The following is a 17,952-nucleotide window of genomic DNA, read 5'->3' as shown; positions in this document are numbered from 1 at the left end:
GGGTGCCTATACTCCGACCAGGCGGGTAACGGGATTCTCTCCCAGGGAGAAGGCGTTCTCGCGCACGCGACGATGCAGCGGGAGGCAGGTCGGAAGTGACAGGAGCCTGTGCCGGCAAAGTCGCTCTGGTCACGGGCGCCAGCCGCGGCCTGGGGAAGGCGATCGCGCAGCGATTGGCTGCCGAAGGCGCCACGGTTGGGCTCACCGCCCGCACCATGGAACCCGATCCCAAATACGACGGATCGCTTCGACAGACGTTCGAGGAGATCACCGCCACCGGCGGCTCGGCGATCGCCATTCAAGCTGATTTGTCCAAACCCGAAGACCGGGAACGACTCTTCACCGAGATGGTCGAACGCGTTGGTGCGCCAGACATTCTGGTCAACAACGCTGCCGTGACCTTTCTCCGTCCCCTCGACGAGTTCCCGGAACGGCGCATGCGCCTGATGATCGAAATGCATGTGCTGGCGCCGATGCATCTGACCCAACTGGCTATCCCGGCCATGCGCGAACGCGGCCGCGGGTGGGTGCTCAACATCACCTCGGTCGGCGGCGATCTGCCCGAGGGTCCGCCGTTCTCCGAGTTCGACCGCGCAGCGGGATTCGGGATCTACGGAACGGTCAAGGCTGCCCTGAACCGGCTCACGAAAAGCCTTGCGGCCGAACTGTATGACGATGGCATCGCCGTCAACGCCGCCGCCCCGTCCAACCCGGTAGCCACCCCGGGCGCTGGCACACTCGACCTGGCTAAGACCGACACCGAGGACATCGAGCTCATCACCCAAACCGCACTGACGTTGTGCACCTGTGACCCTAAGTCGATGACCGGCCGGATCGCCCACACGCAGCCGTTCCTGCGTGAGATCGGGTGGTTGCGCTGAGCGACCCGCTGCTAGTGCAGCTCGCCGAACGGCTTGAGCATCGCGATGTTTCGGCGCTTCAGCCGCTGCCGGGCGGCGCATCAAGCCTGACTTATTTCGGCAGGTGCGCGGGCCGGCCGGTGGTCGTCAAGGTGGCGCCGCCCGGCGTCCGGCCGATCGCGCACCGCGACGTCTTGCGGCAAGCCCGCGTCATCCGGACGCTCGCTGCGACGCCCGTTCCCGTCCCGGAGGTGCTTTTCGACGACGTGGGTAGCCCACCCCACGTGCCGCCGCTGTTCGTGATGTCCCACGTGGACGGGACCACGTGCGAGCCATTGTTCGACGACGCCGAAAGCGGACCTGAAGCCGTTGTGGCTGAGCGCTTTCGAAACGCCGCGAGGACCATGGCGCAGCTGCACCGCATTGATCCCGGCGCCGTGGGTCTGGAGTCCGAGCCGGTGATCGGGCCGTCCGCGGAGGTCGAGCGGTGGTGTCACACGCTGGAAACCGTTGACTCCGCGCTGGCGCCGGGGTGGCGCGAGGTCGCCGCTGCCCTGCGATCCGGCACGCCGTCCGCCCTGCCGCCCACGATGGTGCACGGCGACTTTCGGCTCGGCAACCTGCTGGCCGTCGATGACCGCATCGCCGCCGTCATCGACTGGGAAATCTGGTCGGTCGGCGACCCGCGCGTCGACGTCGGATGGTTCTTGATCAATTGCGACCCGAGGACGTATCGCCGCTCCACCCGGTACGTCGATGCGACACCGCCGGTGTCAGAGCTGGCGGCGATCTACCGCGAAGGGCTGGGAAGCACAGTGCCGGAACTGGATTGGTTCCAAGCCCTGGCCTGCTTCAAGTCGACGGCGACGTGGTCACTGATCGTCAAGCACAATCGACGGCGCACATCACCGGATTCAGGCATGGAGGCGATGGCGTCGGCGTTGCCGCAGTTACTCTCCCGAGCCCGCGCGTTGCTCGGTTAGCCACGCGGAACGCCGGCAAGCTTGTCGGCGAACTTGGCTTCCGCGGCCTCGCGTAGCCGCAGCAAGTGCTCAGATGGGAACATGTCGGGCGCAGGCTTGTGCTCCTTGAGTAGCAGCCGCGCCAAGGTGACCTTGTGCACTTCGGTCGGCCCGTCGGCCAGGCCCAGAACGAAGGACTCCACCAGGTGCTGGACGAACGGCATCTCGTGTGTGACGCCAAGCGATCCGTGTAGCTGCAGCGCACGGGCCGACACATCGTGCAATACCTTCTGCATCATCGCCTTGACCGCCGAGATGTCGGCACGAACAGCCTTGTAGTCGTTGTGCTGGTCGATCTTCCATGCTGTCTGCAAGGTCAGCAGCCGGAACGCTTCGATCTCCATCCACGAGTCGGCGACCATCTGTTGGACCAGCTGCTTGTCGCCCAGCATGTCGCCTTGCGTATAGCGGGATACCGCACGCTCGCAAAGCATGTCGAATATCCGCCGGACCAAGCCGACCGTGCGCATCGCGTGGTGAATGCGGCCACCGCCGAGTCGAGTCTGGGCGACCACGAACGCGCCGCCCCGCGGCCCGAGCATGTGATCGTCCGGGACCCGGACATTCTCATACCGGACGTAACCTTCGCGTCCTCCGCCGCCAAGGGCTTGGTAGCCAAGGCCGACGTCGCGTAAAACGTTGATGCCGGGCGTCTCAGCGGGCACGACGAACATCGAATGACGTTGGTAGGGAGGGGCATCGGGATCGGTCACGGCCATCACAATTAAGAACGATGCGATGGATGCGAACGACGAAAACCACTTGTCACCGTTGATCACCCAATGATCGCCGTCCTGCATCGCGGTTGTGGTGAAGACTTTCGGGTCCGCGCCGCCCTGTGGCTCGGTCATCGAGAAGCACGACACGATCCGGTTGTCCAGCAGCGGCTCCAGATAACGCTGCTTGAGTTCCGGAGTGCCGTAGTGGGCCAGGATTTCGCTGTTGCCGGAATCCGGAGCCTGCGAGCCGAAGACGATCGGCGCACATTCCGACCGGCCGAGAATCTCGTTGAGCAACGCCAGTTTCACCTGGCCGTGTCCGGGCCCGCCCAGATGCGGACCCAGATGGGTAGCCCACAGCCCGCGTTCTTTGACGATCTGCTGCAGCGGAGGAATCAGCGCCCGGCGCACCGGGTCGTTGAGATCGTGAGACTCTTTGACGATCAGATCGATTGGCTCACACTCTGAGCGCACGAACTCGTCAACCCAGGTGAGCTGTGCGGCCCACTCCGGTTCGGTCGAGAAATCCCAGGCCACCGGTCGTCCTTTCGCTACGTGATTGATGACGTTTACCGGTCATGATGACCACGTCTGCCTCCGAGCTGCTGCTTCCTCGGTAGCGTGGCTGAGCACCTGGTTGCGGTTCTCGAGCTCAAGGGCGGAGTCCAGCCCCGCGGCGTCGGTGTTGACCTGCACCGCGCGCTTGGTCAGTTGCACGCCCAGGGGAGCGAGTTCAGCTATCCGCGAAGCTGTTTCGAGTGCACGCTGGAATAGCTCTGCCGGATCCACCAGCTCGCTGACCAGCCCACGACGGTCGGCTTCCTCGGCGGAGACCATTCGGCCGGTCAGCATCCAGTCCGCGGCCACACTGGCACCGACGATGCGCGGCAGGAAGTAGCTCATCCCCATCTCGGCTCCGGAAAGGCCAAGCAGGATCGCCCCATTACCGAATATTGCTGCAGTCGAGCACATCCTGATGTCTGAGGCCAGGCACAGCGCCAAACCCGCGCCGACGCAGGGCCCGTTGACCGCAGCGATCACCGGCTGCGGCATGTCCCGAATCGCCCGCGGCAGGGCGGCCATCCTTTCCTGGAAGCGGAGGCGGTCGATGGCCGGAGCTGTCGCATCGGGTATCGCCGGGCCGAAGTCGCGCATGTCGATGCCGGAGCAAAACCCGCGGCCCGCACCGGTTATCACAACAGCGTGGACCGATGTGTCCGCGGATACGGCGGCCAGTGTTTCCTTGAGCTCGCCGACCATGACGTGATTGATTGCGTTGAGCCGCTCGGGTCGGTTGAGCTGCAACACCACCACGCCGGCGTGCGGTGTCTGCACGCTCAACGTCTCATTAACCGTCAATCGAGCGCCCTTCGAGACGCGAATTCGCAGATGAAGAGAATCGTATTCTTCCACGGCGTGCCCACGCAATCAGGCTGGGCGGTGGATGCTGAATGCCATGGCGAGCAACACCGAGCGTTACCGCGCCGCCCGTGACCAAGTCCTCGCCATGGTCGACGACGACCGGCTCGCCGCCACCTTCTCGTGGCCGCAGCTGGTCGGCGCCTTCAACTGGGCCACAGACTGGTTCGACGTCATCGCCCGAGGCAACGACCGCACCGCGCTGCGGATTGTCGAGGAAGACGGCAGCGAGCAGAGCGTCAGCTTCGCCGCGATGGCCGAGCGGTCCGACCGGGTGGCGGCGTGGCTGGAGCAACTCGGTATCGGCAAAGGGGATCGCGTCGTCCTGATGCTGGGCAACCAGGTTGAGCTCTGGGAATCCACCCTCGCCGTCACCAAGCTCGGGGCGGTGGTGATGCCGGCCACCGGTGCACTTGGACCGAGCGACCTTGCCGACCGCATCGTCCGCGGTGGAGCGCGGGCCGTGATCGCCAACGCCGCTGATTCCGCCAAGTTCGACGAGGTCGGCGCCGACTACCGTCGCGTCGTGGTGGGCGCCGACGCTGCGGGGTGGCATCGCTACGCCGACGCCGCCGATGTCGTCGGGGCCGGTCCGTTCACCGCGCGAACCACGGTGGACGATCCGATGCTGATCTACTTCACCTCCGGCACAACGAGCAAACCCAAGCTGGTGGCGCACTCTCAGGTCAGCTACCCGGTCGGGCATCTGTCGACGATGGCGTGGATCGGGGTGCGACCGGGCGACGTGCACTTGGCGATCAGCTCACCAGGGTGGGCCAAGCATGCCTGGAGTTGCGTGTTCGCCCCGTGGATCGCCGAGGCGACAATATTGGTGTACAACTACCGGCGATTGGACGCCGCCGCGCTGCTGAGTCACCTCCGTCACGCCGGGGTGATGACGTTCTGCGCGCCACCGACGCTGTGGCGCATGCTGATTCAGGCCGATCTGGGCGCCAGGCCCGAGGCGCTGCGCGAGATCGTGGCCGCCGGCGAGCCGCTCAATCCCGACGTCATCGCCCAGGTCGAACGCGCGTGGGGGCTGACCATTCGCGACGGCTATGGGCAGACCGAGACCACGCTGTTGGTCGGCAACCTGCCGGGCCGTCCGGTGAAGCCCGGCTCGATGGGCCGCCCGCTGCCCGGCGTGCCCGTGGTGCTGGTCGACCCGGTCAGCGGGAAGCCCGGCGACGAGGGTGAGATCTGCCTCGACCTGGGCGCCAAGCCGGTCAACCTGATGACCGGCTACCTCCAGGATCCGGAACGCAACGCGGCCGCGATGGCCGGCGGTTACTACCACACCGGCGACATCGCGTATCGCGACGCCGACGGGTCGATCACCTACATCGGCCGCACCGACGACGTGTTCAAGTCGTCGGGCTACAAGGTATCGCCGTTCGAGTTGGAAAGCGTGCTCATCGAGCATCCGGCGATCGTGGAAGCCGCCGTTGTGCCGCAGCCCGACGAAACCCGGCTGGCGATCCCCAAGGCCTACGTTGCGCTGGCCGCCGACTGGCCGGCGAATGCCGAGACGGCGAGGACGATCATGGAGTTCGTGCGCGACCGGGTGGCGCCGCATCTGAGGGTGCGGCGGGTTGAGTTCTACGAACTGCCGAAGACGATCTCGGGGAAGATCCGCCGGGTGGACCTACGCCGTCGCGAAGATCGTGCACATGCTGCCGGCACACTGAGTTCGGCGGAGTACCGATACGAAGACCTGGTGGGCTGAGCGCTGAAATCCTATGACGCGGGGCCGATCAGCCCGCCGATCCTCGAGGAGACGATCGGGGAGAACTTCGAGCGGACGGCCGCGGCCAACCCGGACGGTGAGGCGCTGGTCGACGTCGCACAGGACCGGCGGTGGACCTACGCCGAACTCAACGCCGAGATCGATCTGACTGCAAGGGGTTTGATGTCGCTGGGCGTGCAGCAGGGCGACCGCGTCGGTGTCTGGTCACCGAACTGCGCCGAGTGGATCATCGTGCAGTACGCCACGGCGAAGATCGGCGCCATTCTGGTCAACATCAATCCGGCCTACCGCACACACGAGCTCGGATATGCCCTGAAGCAGTCGAGGGTTCGAACGCTTCTCGCAGCGACGGCATTCAAGACTTCGGATTACCGAGCGATGGTCGAGGAGGTGCGTCCGAACGCCGACGAGCTGCGCGACGTCGTTTTCATCGGTACCCGCGATTGGACAGACCTGCGTGACCGCTCCGAGCGGGTGTCGGTGGCCGCGCTGCGATCCCGGATGGGCGCGCTGGACAACCGCGAGCCCAACAACATCCAATACACCTCGGGTACAACGGGTTTCCCGAAGGGCGCGACGTTGTCGCATCGCAACATCCTCAACAACGGGTTCTTCGCCACCGAGCTGATCAACCTGGGCCCCGGTGATCGGGTGTGCATCCCGGTGCCGTTCTACCATTGCTTCGGGATGGTGCTGGGCAACCTCGGCTGCACCACCCACGGCGCCACGATAATCGTCCCGGCCCCGGGGTTTGATGCCGCGCGCACCCTGGCTGCGGTCCAGGCCGAACGCTGCACCGCCCTGTACGGCGTGCCGACCATGTTCATCGCCATGCTCGGCCATCCTGACTTCGCCGGCACCGACCTGACGTCGCTGCGCACCGGCATCATGGCCGGATCGGTGTGCCCGGTCGAGGTCATGAAACGTTGTGTGGCCGAGATGAATATGACCCAGGTGGCGATCGCCTACGGTATGACCGAGACGTCGCCGGCCTCCTGCCAGACGCTGATTGATGACGACCTGGAGCGGCGAACCGCGTCCATCGGGCGGGCGCATCCCCATGTGGAGATCAAGATCGTCGACCCTGACACTGGCGACATCGTCGAGCGTGGTCAGCCCGGGGAGTTCTGCACCCGCGGCTATTCGGTCATGCTCGGCTACTGGCGTGACGAGGCCAAAACCCGCGAGGTGATCGACGGCGACGGGTGGATGCACAGCGGGGATCTCGCGGTGATGCGCGACGACGGCTACTGCAACATCGTGGGCCGCCGCGGCGACATGGTCATCCGCGGCGGGGAGAACATCTATCCGCGCGAGATCGAAGAATTCCTCACCACCCATCCCGACATCGACGAGGCGCAGGTCGTCGGCGTGCCGGACGCCGAGTACGGCGAAGAGATCTGTGCGTGGATTCGGATGAAGCCGGGACGGCCCGCACTCGACGCGGACGCGGTCCGCGCGTTCGCCACCGGAAAGGTGGCGCACTACAAGATCCCGCGTTACGTGCACGTCGTCGACGAATTTCCGATGACGGTGACCGGTAAGGTCCGCAAAGTCGACATGCGTGAGGAAAGCGCACGATTATTCGCGCTCGAAGAGTGAGCTGGCGCGCCACTAAGTCCGAATGCCGGAAACCCGCGGTGACCGGATTGCCCGGAGAGTGATCAGTTCTGGTCTCACGTAGTCGCGAAAGTGGACTGGGTGGTGGCTAGCAGGAAATCCTCTCCGCTCGACGGGCGAAGGTCGAGCCGACGGTCCACAGGCGGGATTACACGACCGGCGGCAGCGATTCCCCGGTTTCCAGGACAGTCTTGAGGTTGCTGAGAATGTAGGACCACCCCTTGACGTGCGCGGCGGTCTTGGGCGATTGGTCGAGACGGTCGTGGACCAAGGTGAGCCGGGAAAGCCCTTCCTGCTGAGCCTCGATCTCCCATGTCACCCTGCTCTCCGGTTCGGCGGCCAGCTCGGGGTCGTAGAGGCTGCGCCACGTGTGCACAAGCCGCCGCGGTGGGTCGCATTCCAGAATCGTGTTGTCGCCCCATACATCGCTGCCGTCGGGCGACAGACTGCGGAGCTGCGAGCCGACCTCGTAGGTCGATTCAACCCGGGCGCCGTGGAAAAACTTCGCCACGATCTCCGGGTTGGTGATCGCATCCCATACCTGCTCCTGGGACGCCTTGATGTAGAGCTGATAGACCTGAGTGGCGGTCGCCGCTTCGGTGGTGGTCATTTCGTTCCTTCCAAGTGATCTTTGAGGTCCAGGAGCGCCGCGGCCCGCCTGTTCCGGTACTTGTCGATCCAGCGCTCCAGGAGGAGCCTGATGGGCACCGCGTTCAGGTAGTGGAGCTTGTGGCGTCCCTGCTTGCGCGTGACAACGAGTCCTGCCTGTTCCAGAACGCCCAGGTGCTTCATGACCCCGAACCGGGTCAGCTCGGGAACTTCGGCTTCCAGCTCACCGAGCGTCATTCCATCGCGCTCGAAGAGCTTGTCGAGCAGGAGCCGCCGAGTGGCGTCGGCCAAGGCCTTGAACACCAAGTCCTCGCTGTCCACACAGTCTTTATAAGTGACTCGATTGTCACGTGTCAATAGGGTCACCTGTTTGGAGGCCGGGCCCGGACCTTGGCGGTTCTAGACAAACGAGGCACCGTCGTAAGTTAGTGCTAAGCGACAGCGCGGAGGATACGTGACCAACGCAGAAGCGGCCGACGGTGTGACGATAGTCCGATTCGACCGTCCGCCGGTCAATGCAATCGACCTGGACTTGCTCGACGTCATCATCGCCACGATGCGCAACGTCGAGGGGCCCGTCGTCATCACCGGCGCGGGTCGGTGTTTCTCGGCCGGCGTCGATCTGGGCGCGCTTGTCGACGGCGGCGCCGAGTATGCCGAGCGCTTCGTCACTGCGCTGTCCGAGGCCTTTCTCGCGGTCTTCGACCACCCGGCACCGGTGGTTGCCGCGATCAACGGGCACGCCATCGCCGGCGGTTGCGTCTTCGCCATGTGCGCCGACGTCCGACTCATGTCCGCCGGGACGATCGGCCTCACCGAGCTTGCGGTCGGTGTCCCCTTCCCGGTGGCCGCGCTCGAGATATGCCGCTTTGCGATGGGGCCATCGGTGGCCCGGGCAGCGCTGCGGGCCAACACGATCGACGCGGACACCGCGTTGGCCCAAGGATGGATCGACGCGGTTGTGCCGAGTGACGACCTGATTCCCCAGACGACGGCGATCGCGCGGGAACTCGGTCAGTACTCCCCGGCTGCGTACGCGGCCACCAAGCGACAGCTACACCAGCCGGCTCGCGCCGTGATCGATGCAGGCGCGGAAGTGGATACCAAGGTTCGGGCGAGTTGGATGGCGGAGGAGACCCGCGGCCGCATCGCCGCATTTGTCGAGGCGCTTGCCCGCGGCCGCTGAGACAGCGGCTAAGTTAGCCCATTGTGAGCTTGTGGATCACCCACGCTGCGGAGACGCTGACCGAAGAGATACCCGCGGCACCCGACACCGTGCGCGACTTTTACGTGGATCTGGACAACATCAAAGTCGTGCACCCGCTGGTCGTTTCGGTGCAAACCGTATCGCGCATCGAGACCGCGGACGGTTACCAGCACACCTATCGGGTGCGCGACCGTATCCCGTTGGGAGTGTTCGCAATCCGAGTAAGCTACTGGGCCCGGGTCGAGGTTCCAGTGCACGGAGACGTGATCACCGAGGCGCGTCAGTTCCCCCGAGTGCGGCTGAACGGCATCGTGACATTCGAGCCGATCGACGCGGGCACTCGTCTCACCGAGCGGCTGCGGATTGCGGCTCCCCGTCCGCTGGCTGCGATGACCCGGCGTGAAGCGGTGAATGCGCACATCGCGATGCTGTCAGGCATCCGCAGTCACTTTCAGTCATTGCGGTGAGTCGCCAGTTGTTGGCGTAGTTCTCGCTTGAGCACTTTGCCGTAGCTGTTCTTCGGTAGCTGGTCGACGGTCAGGTAGCGCTTGGGGCGTTTGAAGCGGGCGATCCGCTGCAGCAGATGCGTGTCGAGCTCGTCGGGTTCGGCGGCGCCGACGATGAACGCGACCACGACCTCACCCCACTCGGCGTCCGGTGCTCCGACCACGCACGCTTCCGATACACCAGGATGTTCCAGCAGCGCCTCTTCCACCTCTCGGGGATAGATGTTGGTGCCGCCGCTGATCACGACATCTTTCGAACGGTCATGCAGCGTCAGGTAGCCGCACGCATCGAAGGAGCCCATGTCGCCGGTGCGCAGCCAGCCGTCGCGTAACGTCGCGGCGGTGGCCGTCGGGTTGTGCCAGTAGCCGCACATGACAACGTCGCCGCGGCAGACGATCTCACCGATCTCATCCACGCCCGCCGGTGTGTCGTCGTCGCGCAGCACCACGACTTCCATGCCCGACCGCGGGTAGCCGACCGAGCCCAGGACCGCATCGTCGGCCCCCTGGTAGTCCGCGCGGCGCAAGCCGGTGATGGTCATCGGCGACTCGCCCTGCCCGTAAATCTGGGCGAAGACCGGTCCGAACGCCGCCAGCGCCCTCTTGATGCTGTCCACATACATCGGTCCGCCGCCGTAGACGATTGTCCGCAGCCGGCTCGGGCATGCGCGGCCGGTTGCTCGGGCTATGTCGACGACGCGCTGCACCATGGTCGGTGCGAGGAAGGCGCTGCAGCCCGGATGTTGCTCACACAGGTCCAGGAATTCGCCCGGATCGAATCCGCCGCGCTGTGGCACCACCTGGCGGGCGCCACGCAGCACGTAGGCCGGGATATAAAGGCCGGAACCGTGCGACATCGGCGCGGCGTGCACCAGGCTGCACCCTTCGTCGGGCGCGTCGATATCGGCCAGGTGGGCGATCGTCATCGCCATCAGGTTGCGGTGGGTGAGCATGGCGCCTTTCGCCCGGCCGGTCGTCCCGCTGGTGTAGAACAGCCAGGCCAGCGTCGACGGATCCGTGCATGGCGCCGTGGCGGGCGCAGCGGCCAGCCGGCGTGAATAGGCTTCTGCCTCCAAGCTTTCCACTGCAAAGCCGCAATCCGACGCCAGTTGGGCAGCAATCGTCGGCGAAGCAAAGACTTGCGATACGCCGGCATCTTCCAGGATTTGGATCATCTCGCGCGGATGCAGCTTGTAGTTGATCGGAACCGCGACGCATTCCGCCGCCCAAATCCCGAACAGCAGTTCAATGATCTCCGGGCGATTTTCACTGATGATCGCTATCCGCGCAGCCGTCGGACAATGCCGGCGGATCGAGCCCGCCAGGTGTAGTGCGCGGTCCCGCAACTCCTGCCAAGTACAGCAGCGTCGCTCGCCGTGATACACCGCCCCACGATCAGGAAAGCGCTGCGCGGTCTGCGCCAGCAGCGCGAACAGGTTCACCGGGCCGTCCACTCCGATGTCAGCGCGAACTTCGACAGGTACTTCGTTGAGCTCCACCCGCCGTCGACCACGATGGTCTGCCCATTGATGAAGCTGCCGCCGGGCGAACACAAGAACGCGACGGTACTGGCCACGTCGTCGACGGTGCCCAACCGCTGGTGCGGCGTCATCTCGGTGTTGATCCGGCGGAATCGCGGATCCTGCAAACGCTCCTCGGTCATCGCCGTCTGGATCACGCCAGGAGCCACCGCGTTGCAACGTATTCCGTGCGACCCGTACTGGCAGGCGATGTGGGTGGTCAGCGCGGTTAACCCACCTTTGGCCGCGGAGTACGGGCCGCCGCGAAGTCCACCCACGACGGCGAACGTCGAGGTGATGTTGATGATGGCCGAGCCGGGCTGCATGTGTGGCAACACGTCGCGTGCCAGCCGGAACGGCGCACGCAACATCACATTGAGGAAGTAATCCAGTGTCTCGTCGTCGGTTCCGTGCAGCGGCGTGGGATTTCCCACCCCGGCGTTGTTGATCAGGAAGTCGATACGACCCCAACGTTCGACCGCGGTTTCGACGATGCGTCGGGGTGCGTCGTCGTCGGTCAGGTCGACCGCAACGGTTGCGATACGGTCGGAAGCACCGATGGCCGCGGCCAACTCGGCCAGTCGCTCTTCATTGCGGCCGGTCGCCAGCACCGCCATTCCCATCTCGGCAAGCTTGGTCGCGCAGCCGAAGCCGATACCGCCCGTTGCGCCGGTTACGATCGCTACCTGCATGTCATCCGTCCGTCTTCGTCAGGGCCGCCTGGATCTGGTGTTTGAGCACCTTGCCGGCGTCATTTCTCGGGAGTTGCTCCCAGATAACCACTTGCTCAGGTGATTTGAATGTGGCGACCCCGTGTGCCTGCAGGAAACTGTGCAGGCTTGCGACGTCGGGCCGCGGCTGATCTGTCGGCACGATGACAGCACAAGCACGCTCCCCGGTGCGGGGATCCGGCAGACCGACAACGGCGATCTCCGCGATTCCGGGATGGTCGATGAGAATGTCCTCGATCTCTTTGGGCGCGATGTTCTCGCCGTTTCGGATGATGACGTCTTTGGCCCGCCCGGTGACCACGAGGTAGTCGTCATCGACCCAGCGGGCCAGATCGCCGGTGCGGAAATATCCGTCGGCGTCGAACGATTCGGCTTCGTCGTCGGGGTGCAGGTAACCGACCAGCATCTGCGGGCCGCGGACATGGATCTCGCCGCCACCGGCGGCGTCGCCGCACAGCGTGACGTCCGCGAATCCGGCGCGTCCGTCGGTGTCCGCGGCACGGTCGGCGTCGAGCGGAGCGCCGACGGTCGTTACCGGAACTTCGGTCGAGCCGTACACGCGGGTGACGACGGCGCGGTCGAGATACTCACTTGCTTTGCGGATCAACGACGGTGACACCGACGCGCCGCCGCAGATGAACAGCCTCAATTCCGGTAACCGGGTACCCGCGCGCTCGGCGGCAGCGAGGATCTGCTGCAGAAATGGTGTTGCTCCGGACATGTGAGTGCAGTGTTTCGACCGGATGAGCTGAACCGCTTCATCGGCGTTCCAGCGTTCCATCAGGACCGTGGACGTGCCCAATAGCAGCGGACATTCGAACGCGTAGATGGAGCCGCCGATGTGTGCGATCGGCGACATCACCAGAAATCTGTCGCCAGGTTGCACCTGCCAGTAGTCGCGGATCTGGCAGATCAGCGCGTGCATCGAGTTATGGCTATGCAGAACGCCTTTCGGTCGGCCTGTGGTCCCCGATGTGTAGAGGATCATGCGCACCGCATCCGGATCCAGGATCGGCAACCCGACTGTCGATTGCCGATGCTGCAGTAAGGACAGAAAGGGTGTGTGACCGGGCGAGGGCCCAAGGTCGCCGCGCACCACGACGACCTCGGGTGGGGAACCCAGCTGTTCCGTGACCCGCGTCAACATCGATGCGTAGTCGTGCCGTCCGAAAGCCGATGGCACGAAAACCATCCGGGTGTCCGCGTCATTGAGAATGAAGAGCAGCTCGCGATCCCGCAGTGACGGCAGGATCGGGTTCACCACCATTCCGGCCATCGTCGCCGCCAGGTAAATGATCGTGGCCTCATGCCAGTTGGGCAGCATCAACGACACCACGCTGGCGGTCGGCATGCGGGCCAGCAGCGCTTGCGCCAGTGCCGACGCCTGTTCGTAGAGGCTTCGGCAGTCCAGCTGGCATTCACCGTCGATCACCACAATCCGCTCGGGTGTGCGCCGCGCGGCCTCCACTAACGAGTCAGCCAGGGTGCCACGCACCCACCACCCGCGTGCATAGGCGTCGGCGGCCCGCTCGTCGTCCCAGCGGACCCGTCGTCCACCGATCAGTTTTCCGGTCACGTTGCTTGACATTGCCGATCTAAGCCGATCTACGCGTTGAGGTTAGCCGCGGACCCGTCGCATCGTCATCGAGTGACGGAAACGCGCGGCGGGATGCGTATTGATCGTCACCTGCGCGACCTCGCCGTCGGACGTGGTGTAGGTGCGGTGTACTTCGAGGGCAGGGCTGCCGCCTTCGACGCTGAGCTCCTGGGCGAGTACGGGTGAAATCAGCACCGCGGCGATCTCCTGACGAACCTCGACGATGCTCAACCCGAAGAGGTCTTCGATCAGCGGGAATATCGGACCGGTATGCCGTTGCAGCAATCTGCCGACAGCCGCGAACGCCCGGTTGATGTAGTACTCGGTTCGGCACACCGGAAACTTCGCGCCCTCGATTTGCCGGAAACCGCACACGGCCAACCATTCTTCCCCGCCGATAAGCCCGGATCGGGCCGCCAGCTCGTCGTCGATCACGACCATCCCGGTGGACTCGATGGCGAATTGCGCGCCGGTCGCGAAGGCCAGTAGGTCGTTGATCGAGACGACGTCTTGGACGTAGGAGTCCGAGGAGGGCCGCGGCACCACGAGCGTGCCGGCCCGCGGCCGCGACGCCACGAGATTGTCGTCGCGTAGCCGCCGCAACGCCTCCCTCACGGTGTAGCGGCTGACCGAAAAACGTTCGCACAGTTGATGTTCGGTAGGAAGCTGCGATCCCACCGGGTACACCCCGTCGACGATCTCTTTCCGCAGCGCCCGTGCGACCTGCAGGTAGCGGTGGTCGGTTGATCGGTCGTCAGCCATGGCTAACTTCTCTACGGTCCCGCCGAACTGCCAGCACGCTGCCCTCCGCGTCGGCCGAAACATAGAGCGTTCCGTCGGGCCCGGCGGCAATGCCGGCGAACGGTCCCTGCGGCCCGGAGAACGGTGGCATGCCCTTCAGCGGCTTGGGGATCACGCCCGGCGGAGCGCCGAGCGGCAAGCCGGACGCAATGGTGTGCCGCCTTGCGTCTTCCAGATCAATCGCGATCAACGTTTTGGCGCCGGCGTCGACGACGTACAACTGCCGCCCGAGCACCAGAATGCCTTGCGGCCGTTGCAAGTCGTCCACCACGGTGTGCACGCCGGACCCGGCAAGTCGAACCACACGACCGGCGCCCGCTTCGGAGACCAGACATGCGCCGTCGGGGGCAATCGCCACTCCGATCGGATAATGCAGGCCCGAAGCGATCACGTCCGTCCGCCCGGACTTGATCGACACCACTCGTCCCGTCCCGAGTTCGGCGGCCACCACGGCCCCGTCGGCGGCCATCGCCACACCGTAGAGCTGATCGAATCCGTCTGCCAGCACCTCGGTTTCGTGCATGGCGGGCCGGTAGCGCGACACCTGGCCGCCCGAGGTGGTGACGACGAACTCGCCGGGTCCCGTCGGCGCCAGGCCGCGCAGGAAACCCGGGTAGCCCGGGCTGAACAGCATGCCCACGGTGTGCAAGGTGTGATCGGGCGCCACGACGTAGAAATAGGTGCCGTCGGCGACGTAGAGGTTGCCGTCGGGGCCGACGGCCAGATCCAGCGGCCAATTCAGCCCGCCCGGCAACACGGTCGCAGTCTTGCCGCCATCGAGGATTTCGGTGATCTCGCCGGTGAAATTAGAGACGAACAGCCGGTCCCCGACGAAGGTCGAGTTGTCCAGGCCCGGGTTGAGGTCGGCCAGCACTGTCTGGTCGCCGGTGCGCGGATCGATGCGCAGCACCTGGCCGCTGTGCACCTGGGTCGAAACGATGTGGCCCGTCGAATCGAACTTCACCGAATCCGGCACGCCGAGGCCGGTGGCGACTGTTTCGGGCGCGCCGCCGTCAAGGCCGATCCGCCAGATTTCGTTGGCGCCCATCACCGGGAAGTACAACAACCCATCCGGGCCGACCTCCATCGCGTTGGGCGACGGGACATTTTCCAGCAGCACCCGCGGCGGGCCACCATTCAGGTCAAGCTCGAGAAGGCGCCCGCCCTCCCGGCATTCGCCGATGAACAACCGGCCCTGGTGGACGGTGATTCCGTTGGCGGACGGCACATCGTCGCGCAGCACCCGGGTGTGGCCGTCGGTGCCGCGCGCGCTGACCCGGCCGTCCATCACCTCGGTGGCGTAGAGGTTGCCGCGCGGGTCGAAAGCCACGTCGTCCGGCGCGATGATGTCGCCGCCCTTGGGACTGACGGTTTCCACTCGGCCCGTGTCGATGTCGAGGGCGCTGATCTGGCTGCCGGTCACCTGCGCGATGTAGATCCGCCCGTCGGGGCCTGTCCGCAGGCCATTCGCGCCGAACAGCCGGCTCGGCGGGGTGAGCCGCTCCAGGCGCCAGCCCTCTGCGACGCTCGGTGATATTCCGGCACCGCAGCGCCGTTCTTCTAGCAACATCGGTGATGACCTCCGGCCGGTGACCTTAGCAACCGAGTCTGGTCCAGACAATAGTTCGCGGTGGCCTTAGCAGCACCCCTTGACGCCCAGCCATTTGCAGAGAATCATATTCTAAATTATGCGTATCTGTCTATTTTGTCCGGACAAAAACTACAGTGGCCGATAGCCTGCTCAGTCTTGATCATCGCGTCGTGGTGGTCGCCGGTGCCGCGGGCGGCGGCATCGGCACCACCGTCACCCGGATGGTCGCCGAGGCCGGCGCGACGGTGATCGCGGTCAGCCGGGGCAAGGAAAATCTCGACGACAATATTGGCCCGCTCATCGAGCAGGGGCTGTCGATCGTCCCGGTGGCCGCCGACGTCGCGACCGACGACGGGGTGGCGGCCGCGATGGAGCTGGCGGTGCGGGCCGGCGGCGACCTGCACGGGTTGGTCAACGTGGCCGGCGGGGCCGCGCCGTCGACATGGATGCCGTCGACCCGGGTGACCCGCAGCGACTGGCGCGACTTGTTCACCCAAAACCTGGAAACCACGTTCTTCATGAGCCAGGCGATTGCCGCGGAACTGAAAGCACGCAAACGTCGCGGGTCGATCGTCTCGATCTCCTCGATCAGCGGGATGAACACCGCGCCGTTCCACATCGCCTACGGCACGGCCAAAGCAGCGGTCGCGGCGATGACCCGCACACTGGCCGTAGAACTGGCCCTCGACGAAATTCGGGTCAACGCGGTAGCCCCGGGGATTACCGCGACGCCGGCCTCGCGCACCTACGTCGATGAAGACGCCGAGCGTGATCGCCGGGCCATCGCGATGGGCAGGCGCGCCCGTCCCGAGGAAATCGCCGGCGCCATCCTGTTCCTGTTGTCGGACCTGTCCAGCTACATCACCGGCCAAACGCTTCTGGTCGACGGCGGCCTGGACCTCAAGTGGACACATTTGGACGCCGACAACACCTCGCTTTTCCTCAAAGACGACTCCTTCCGAGCGGCGATCAGGAGGATTTGATGACGGATCTAGCCAAAGATGTGAATCCCACAGCGGCGGACGAACTTTCGAAACCGACGACGATCGGCGTCGAAGCGTATATCAGCGAGAGCTACGCCCGCGCCGAGCGCGACAGGCTATGGCGAAAGGTCTGGCAGCAGGTTGGCCGTGTCGAAGAGCTGCCCGAGGTGGGCAGTTACCTGACCTACGACATTCTCGACGACTCGATCATCGTGGTGCGCACCGGAGACAACGAATTTAACGCGCACCACAATGTCTGCATGCACCGCGGCCGCCGCCTGATCGACACACCCGAGGGGGTGAAGAACGCCCGTGGCCGCGCCCGCAAGTCGTTCGTCTGCGGTTTCCACGGCTGGACCTATGGCCTGGACGGGGCGTGCACGCACATCCGCGAACAGCAGGACTGGCAGGGAGCGCTGACACCAGAGAACACCCACCTTCGACCGGTCAAGGTCGACACCTGGGGTGGTTGGTTGTGGATCAACATGGACCCCGACTGCGAGCCGCTGGCCGACTACCTGTTTCCCGCCGCGAAGATTCTCGACCCGTTCGGCCTCGAGAACATGCGCTACAAGTGGCGCAAGTGGCTGCACTTCGATTGCAACTGGAAGGTCGCACTGGAGGCGTTCAACGAGACCTACCACGTCTACACAACCCATCCGGAGTTCAACAAGTTCGGCGAATTCAAGGGATGGGCCAGGGCGCAGGGCAAACACAGCAACATCGGCTATGACGCGCCAGAGGATCTGGAGGCCACCAAGTCCAAGATCCGCCTCGGCATCGGCGCCGATCCGCGTGTGTCGACGGCGGAGATGCAGGTGTACACGATGGAGCAGACCAACGCCACCACCACTCAGACGCTGGTGAACGCCGCCAAGCGGCTGGTTGACGAATTGCCCGAGGGGACAACGGCCGACAAGGTTCTCGAGCATTGGCTGGCATCAGCGCGCCGAGACGACGAAGCCCGCGGCGTCATCTGGCCGACCATTCCGCCCGACGTACTCGGACAAGCCGGCACCG

17 protein-coding genes are annotated in these 17,952 nt (G+C 65.0%); 8 read left to right on the top strand and 9 right to left on the bottom strand.

Going from position 1 to position 17,952, the window contains the following annotated elements:
* The first annotated feature begins 95 nt into the window (after positions 1 to 95).
* Positions 96 to 881 (top strand): SDR family NAD(P)-dependent oxidoreductase, encoded by a 786-nt coding sequence (locus ACLQI9_RS10130; RefSeq protein WP_442381142.1) that lies wholly within the window; start codon positions 96 to 98, stop codon positions 879 to 881.
* On the top strand, positions 878 to 1,843 hold the full coding sequence (locus ACLQI9_RS10125) for a phosphotransferase family protein (RefSeq protein WP_442381166.1): 966 nt from the start codon (positions 878 to 880) through the stop codon (positions 1,841 to 1,843). Before ACLQI9_RS10130 ends, ACLQI9_RS10125 begins: the two co-directional genes overlap by 4 nt.
* Here ACLQI9_RS10125 and ACLQI9_RS10120 read toward each other — a convergent pair.
* Entirely contained in the window at positions 1,840 to 3,138 is a 1,299-nt protein-coding gene (locus ACLQI9_RS10120; protein ID WP_442381140.1) for an acyl-CoA dehydrogenase family protein, read from the bottom strand. The two genes, ACLQI9_RS10125 and ACLQI9_RS10120, sit on opposite strands and share 4 nt — an antisense overlap.
* A gap of 39 nt (positions 3,139 to 3,177) precedes the next feature.
* Complete coding sequence (locus ACLQI9_RS10115; RefSeq protein WP_442381138.1) at positions 3,178 to 3,960, bottom strand: enoyl-CoA hydratase/isomerase family protein; 783 nt, start codon at positions 3,958 to 3,960, stop codon at positions 3,178 to 3,180.
* Between the two features lie 97 nt (positions 3,961 to 4,057).
* Between ACLQI9_RS10115 and ACLQI9_RS10110 the strand changes: the two genes are divergently transcribed.
* On the top strand, positions 4,058 to 5,746 hold the full coding sequence (locus ACLQI9_RS10110; RefSeq protein WP_442381136.1) for an AMP-binding protein: 1,689 nt from the start codon (positions 4,058 to 4,060) through the stop codon (positions 5,744 to 5,746).
* Positions 5,747 to 5,749: 3 nt separating this feature from the next.
* Positions 5,750 to 7,369, top strand: coding sequence for an AMP-binding protein (locus ACLQI9_RS10105; protein WP_442381164.1), 1,620 nt, complete (start codon positions 5,750 to 5,752; stop codon positions 7,367 to 7,369).
* A gap of 166 nt (positions 7,370 to 7,535) precedes the next feature.
* Here the strand turns inward: ACLQI9_RS10105 and ACLQI9_RS10100 are convergent, their stop codons facing one another.
* Both ACLQI9_RS10100 and ACLQI9_RS10095 read right to left on the bottom strand, forming a co-directional pair.
* Positions 7,536 to 7,997: an SRPBCC family protein gene (locus ACLQI9_RS10100; RefSeq protein ID WP_442381134.1), complete on the bottom strand. Its 462-nt coding sequence runs from the start codon at positions 7,995 to 7,997 to the stop codon at positions 7,536 to 7,538.
* The gene (locus tag ACLQI9_RS10095) at positions 7,994 to 8,317 is read right to left on the bottom strand and encodes an ArsR/SmtB family transcription factor (protein ID WP_442381132.1); all 324 of its coding nucleotides are present in this window, start codon (positions 8,315 to 8,317) and stop codon (positions 7,994 to 7,996) included. Before ACLQI9_RS10095 ends, ACLQI9_RS10100 begins: the two co-directional genes overlap by 4 nt.
* A 133-nt stretch (positions 8,318 to 8,450) precedes the next feature.
* On the opposite strand from ACLQI9_RS10095, the gene ACLQI9_RS10090 reads away from it, so the two are divergent.
* The gene (locus ACLQI9_RS10090; RefSeq protein WP_442381130.1) at positions 8,451 to 9,182 is read left to right on the top strand and encodes an enoyl-CoA hydratase/isomerase family protein; all 732 of its coding nucleotides are present in this window, start codon (positions 8,451 to 8,453) and stop codon (positions 9,180 to 9,182) included.
* A gap of 23 nt (positions 9,183 to 9,205) precedes the next feature.
* A complete protein-coding gene (locus tag ACLQI9_RS10085) occupies positions 9,206 to 9,670 on the top strand; it encodes an SRPBCC family protein (protein ID WP_442381128.1) in 465 nt (154 codons plus the stop codon).
* Here the strand turns inward: ACLQI9_RS10085 and ACLQI9_RS10080 are convergent.
* The 5 genes from ACLQI9_RS10080 to ACLQI9_RS10060 are packed head-to-tail and all read right to left on the bottom strand — an operon-like array spanning position 9,655 to position 15,928.
* A complete protein-coding gene (locus tag ACLQI9_RS10080; RefSeq protein ID WP_442391627.1) occupies positions 9,655 to 11,163 on the bottom strand; it encodes an AMP-binding protein in 1,509 nt (502 codons plus the stop codon). The genes ACLQI9_RS10085 and ACLQI9_RS10080 overlap by 16 nt on opposite strands.
* Positions 11,148 to 11,921 carry an SDR family NAD(P)-dependent oxidoreductase gene (locus ACLQI9_RS10075; RefSeq protein ID WP_442381124.1) on the bottom strand — a complete coding sequence of 258 codons (774 nt, stop codon included), beginning with the start codon at positions 11,919 to 11,921 and terminating at the stop codon, positions 11,148 to 11,150. Before ACLQI9_RS10075 ends, ACLQI9_RS10080 begins: the two co-directional genes overlap by 16 nt.
* A gap of 1 nt (position 11,922) precedes the next feature.
* Complete coding sequence (locus ACLQI9_RS10070) at positions 11,923 to 13,536, bottom strand: AMP-binding protein (RefSeq protein WP_442391617.1); 1,614 nt, start codon at positions 13,534 to 13,536, stop codon at positions 11,923 to 11,925.
* 42 nt (positions 13,537 to 13,578) lie between these two features.
* The gene (locus ACLQI9_RS10065) at positions 13,579 to 14,319 is read right to left on the bottom strand and encodes a GntR family transcriptional regulator (RefSeq protein WP_442381120.1); all 741 of its coding nucleotides are present in this window, start codon (positions 14,317 to 14,319) and stop codon (positions 13,579 to 13,581) included.
* On the bottom strand, positions 14,312 to 15,928 hold the full coding sequence (locus tag ACLQI9_RS10060) for a Vgb family protein (RefSeq protein ID WP_442381118.1): 1,617 nt from the start codon (positions 15,926 to 15,928) through the stop codon (positions 14,312 to 14,314). Before ACLQI9_RS10060 ends, ACLQI9_RS10065 begins: the two co-directional genes overlap by 8 nt.
* 155 nt (positions 15,929 to 16,083) lie before the next feature.
* Here ACLQI9_RS10060 and ACLQI9_RS10055 point away from each other — a divergent pair, with 155 nt between their 5' ends.
* Positions 16,084 to 16,932, top strand: coding sequence for an SDR family NAD(P)-dependent oxidoreductase (locus ACLQI9_RS10055; protein WP_442381116.1), 849 nt, complete (start codon positions 16,084 to 16,086; stop codon positions 16,930 to 16,932).
* A partial coding sequence (locus tag ACLQI9_RS10050) for an aromatic ring-hydroxylating oxygenase subunit alpha (RefSeq protein ID WP_442391615.1) occupies positions 16,932 to 17,952 on the top strand: 1,021 nt, incomplete at its 3' end. The genes ACLQI9_RS10055 and ACLQI9_RS10050, both read left to right, overlap by 1 nt.

Origin of the sequence: Mycobacterium sp. (assembly GCF_052143115.1) — a bacterium.
Classification (GTDB): domain Bacteria; phylum Actinomycetota; class Actinomycetes; order Mycobacteriales; family Mycobacteriaceae; genus Mycobacterium.
Note: the sequence above shows the minus strand (reverse complement) of the source record. Positions and strands in the feature narration are given on the sequence as shown.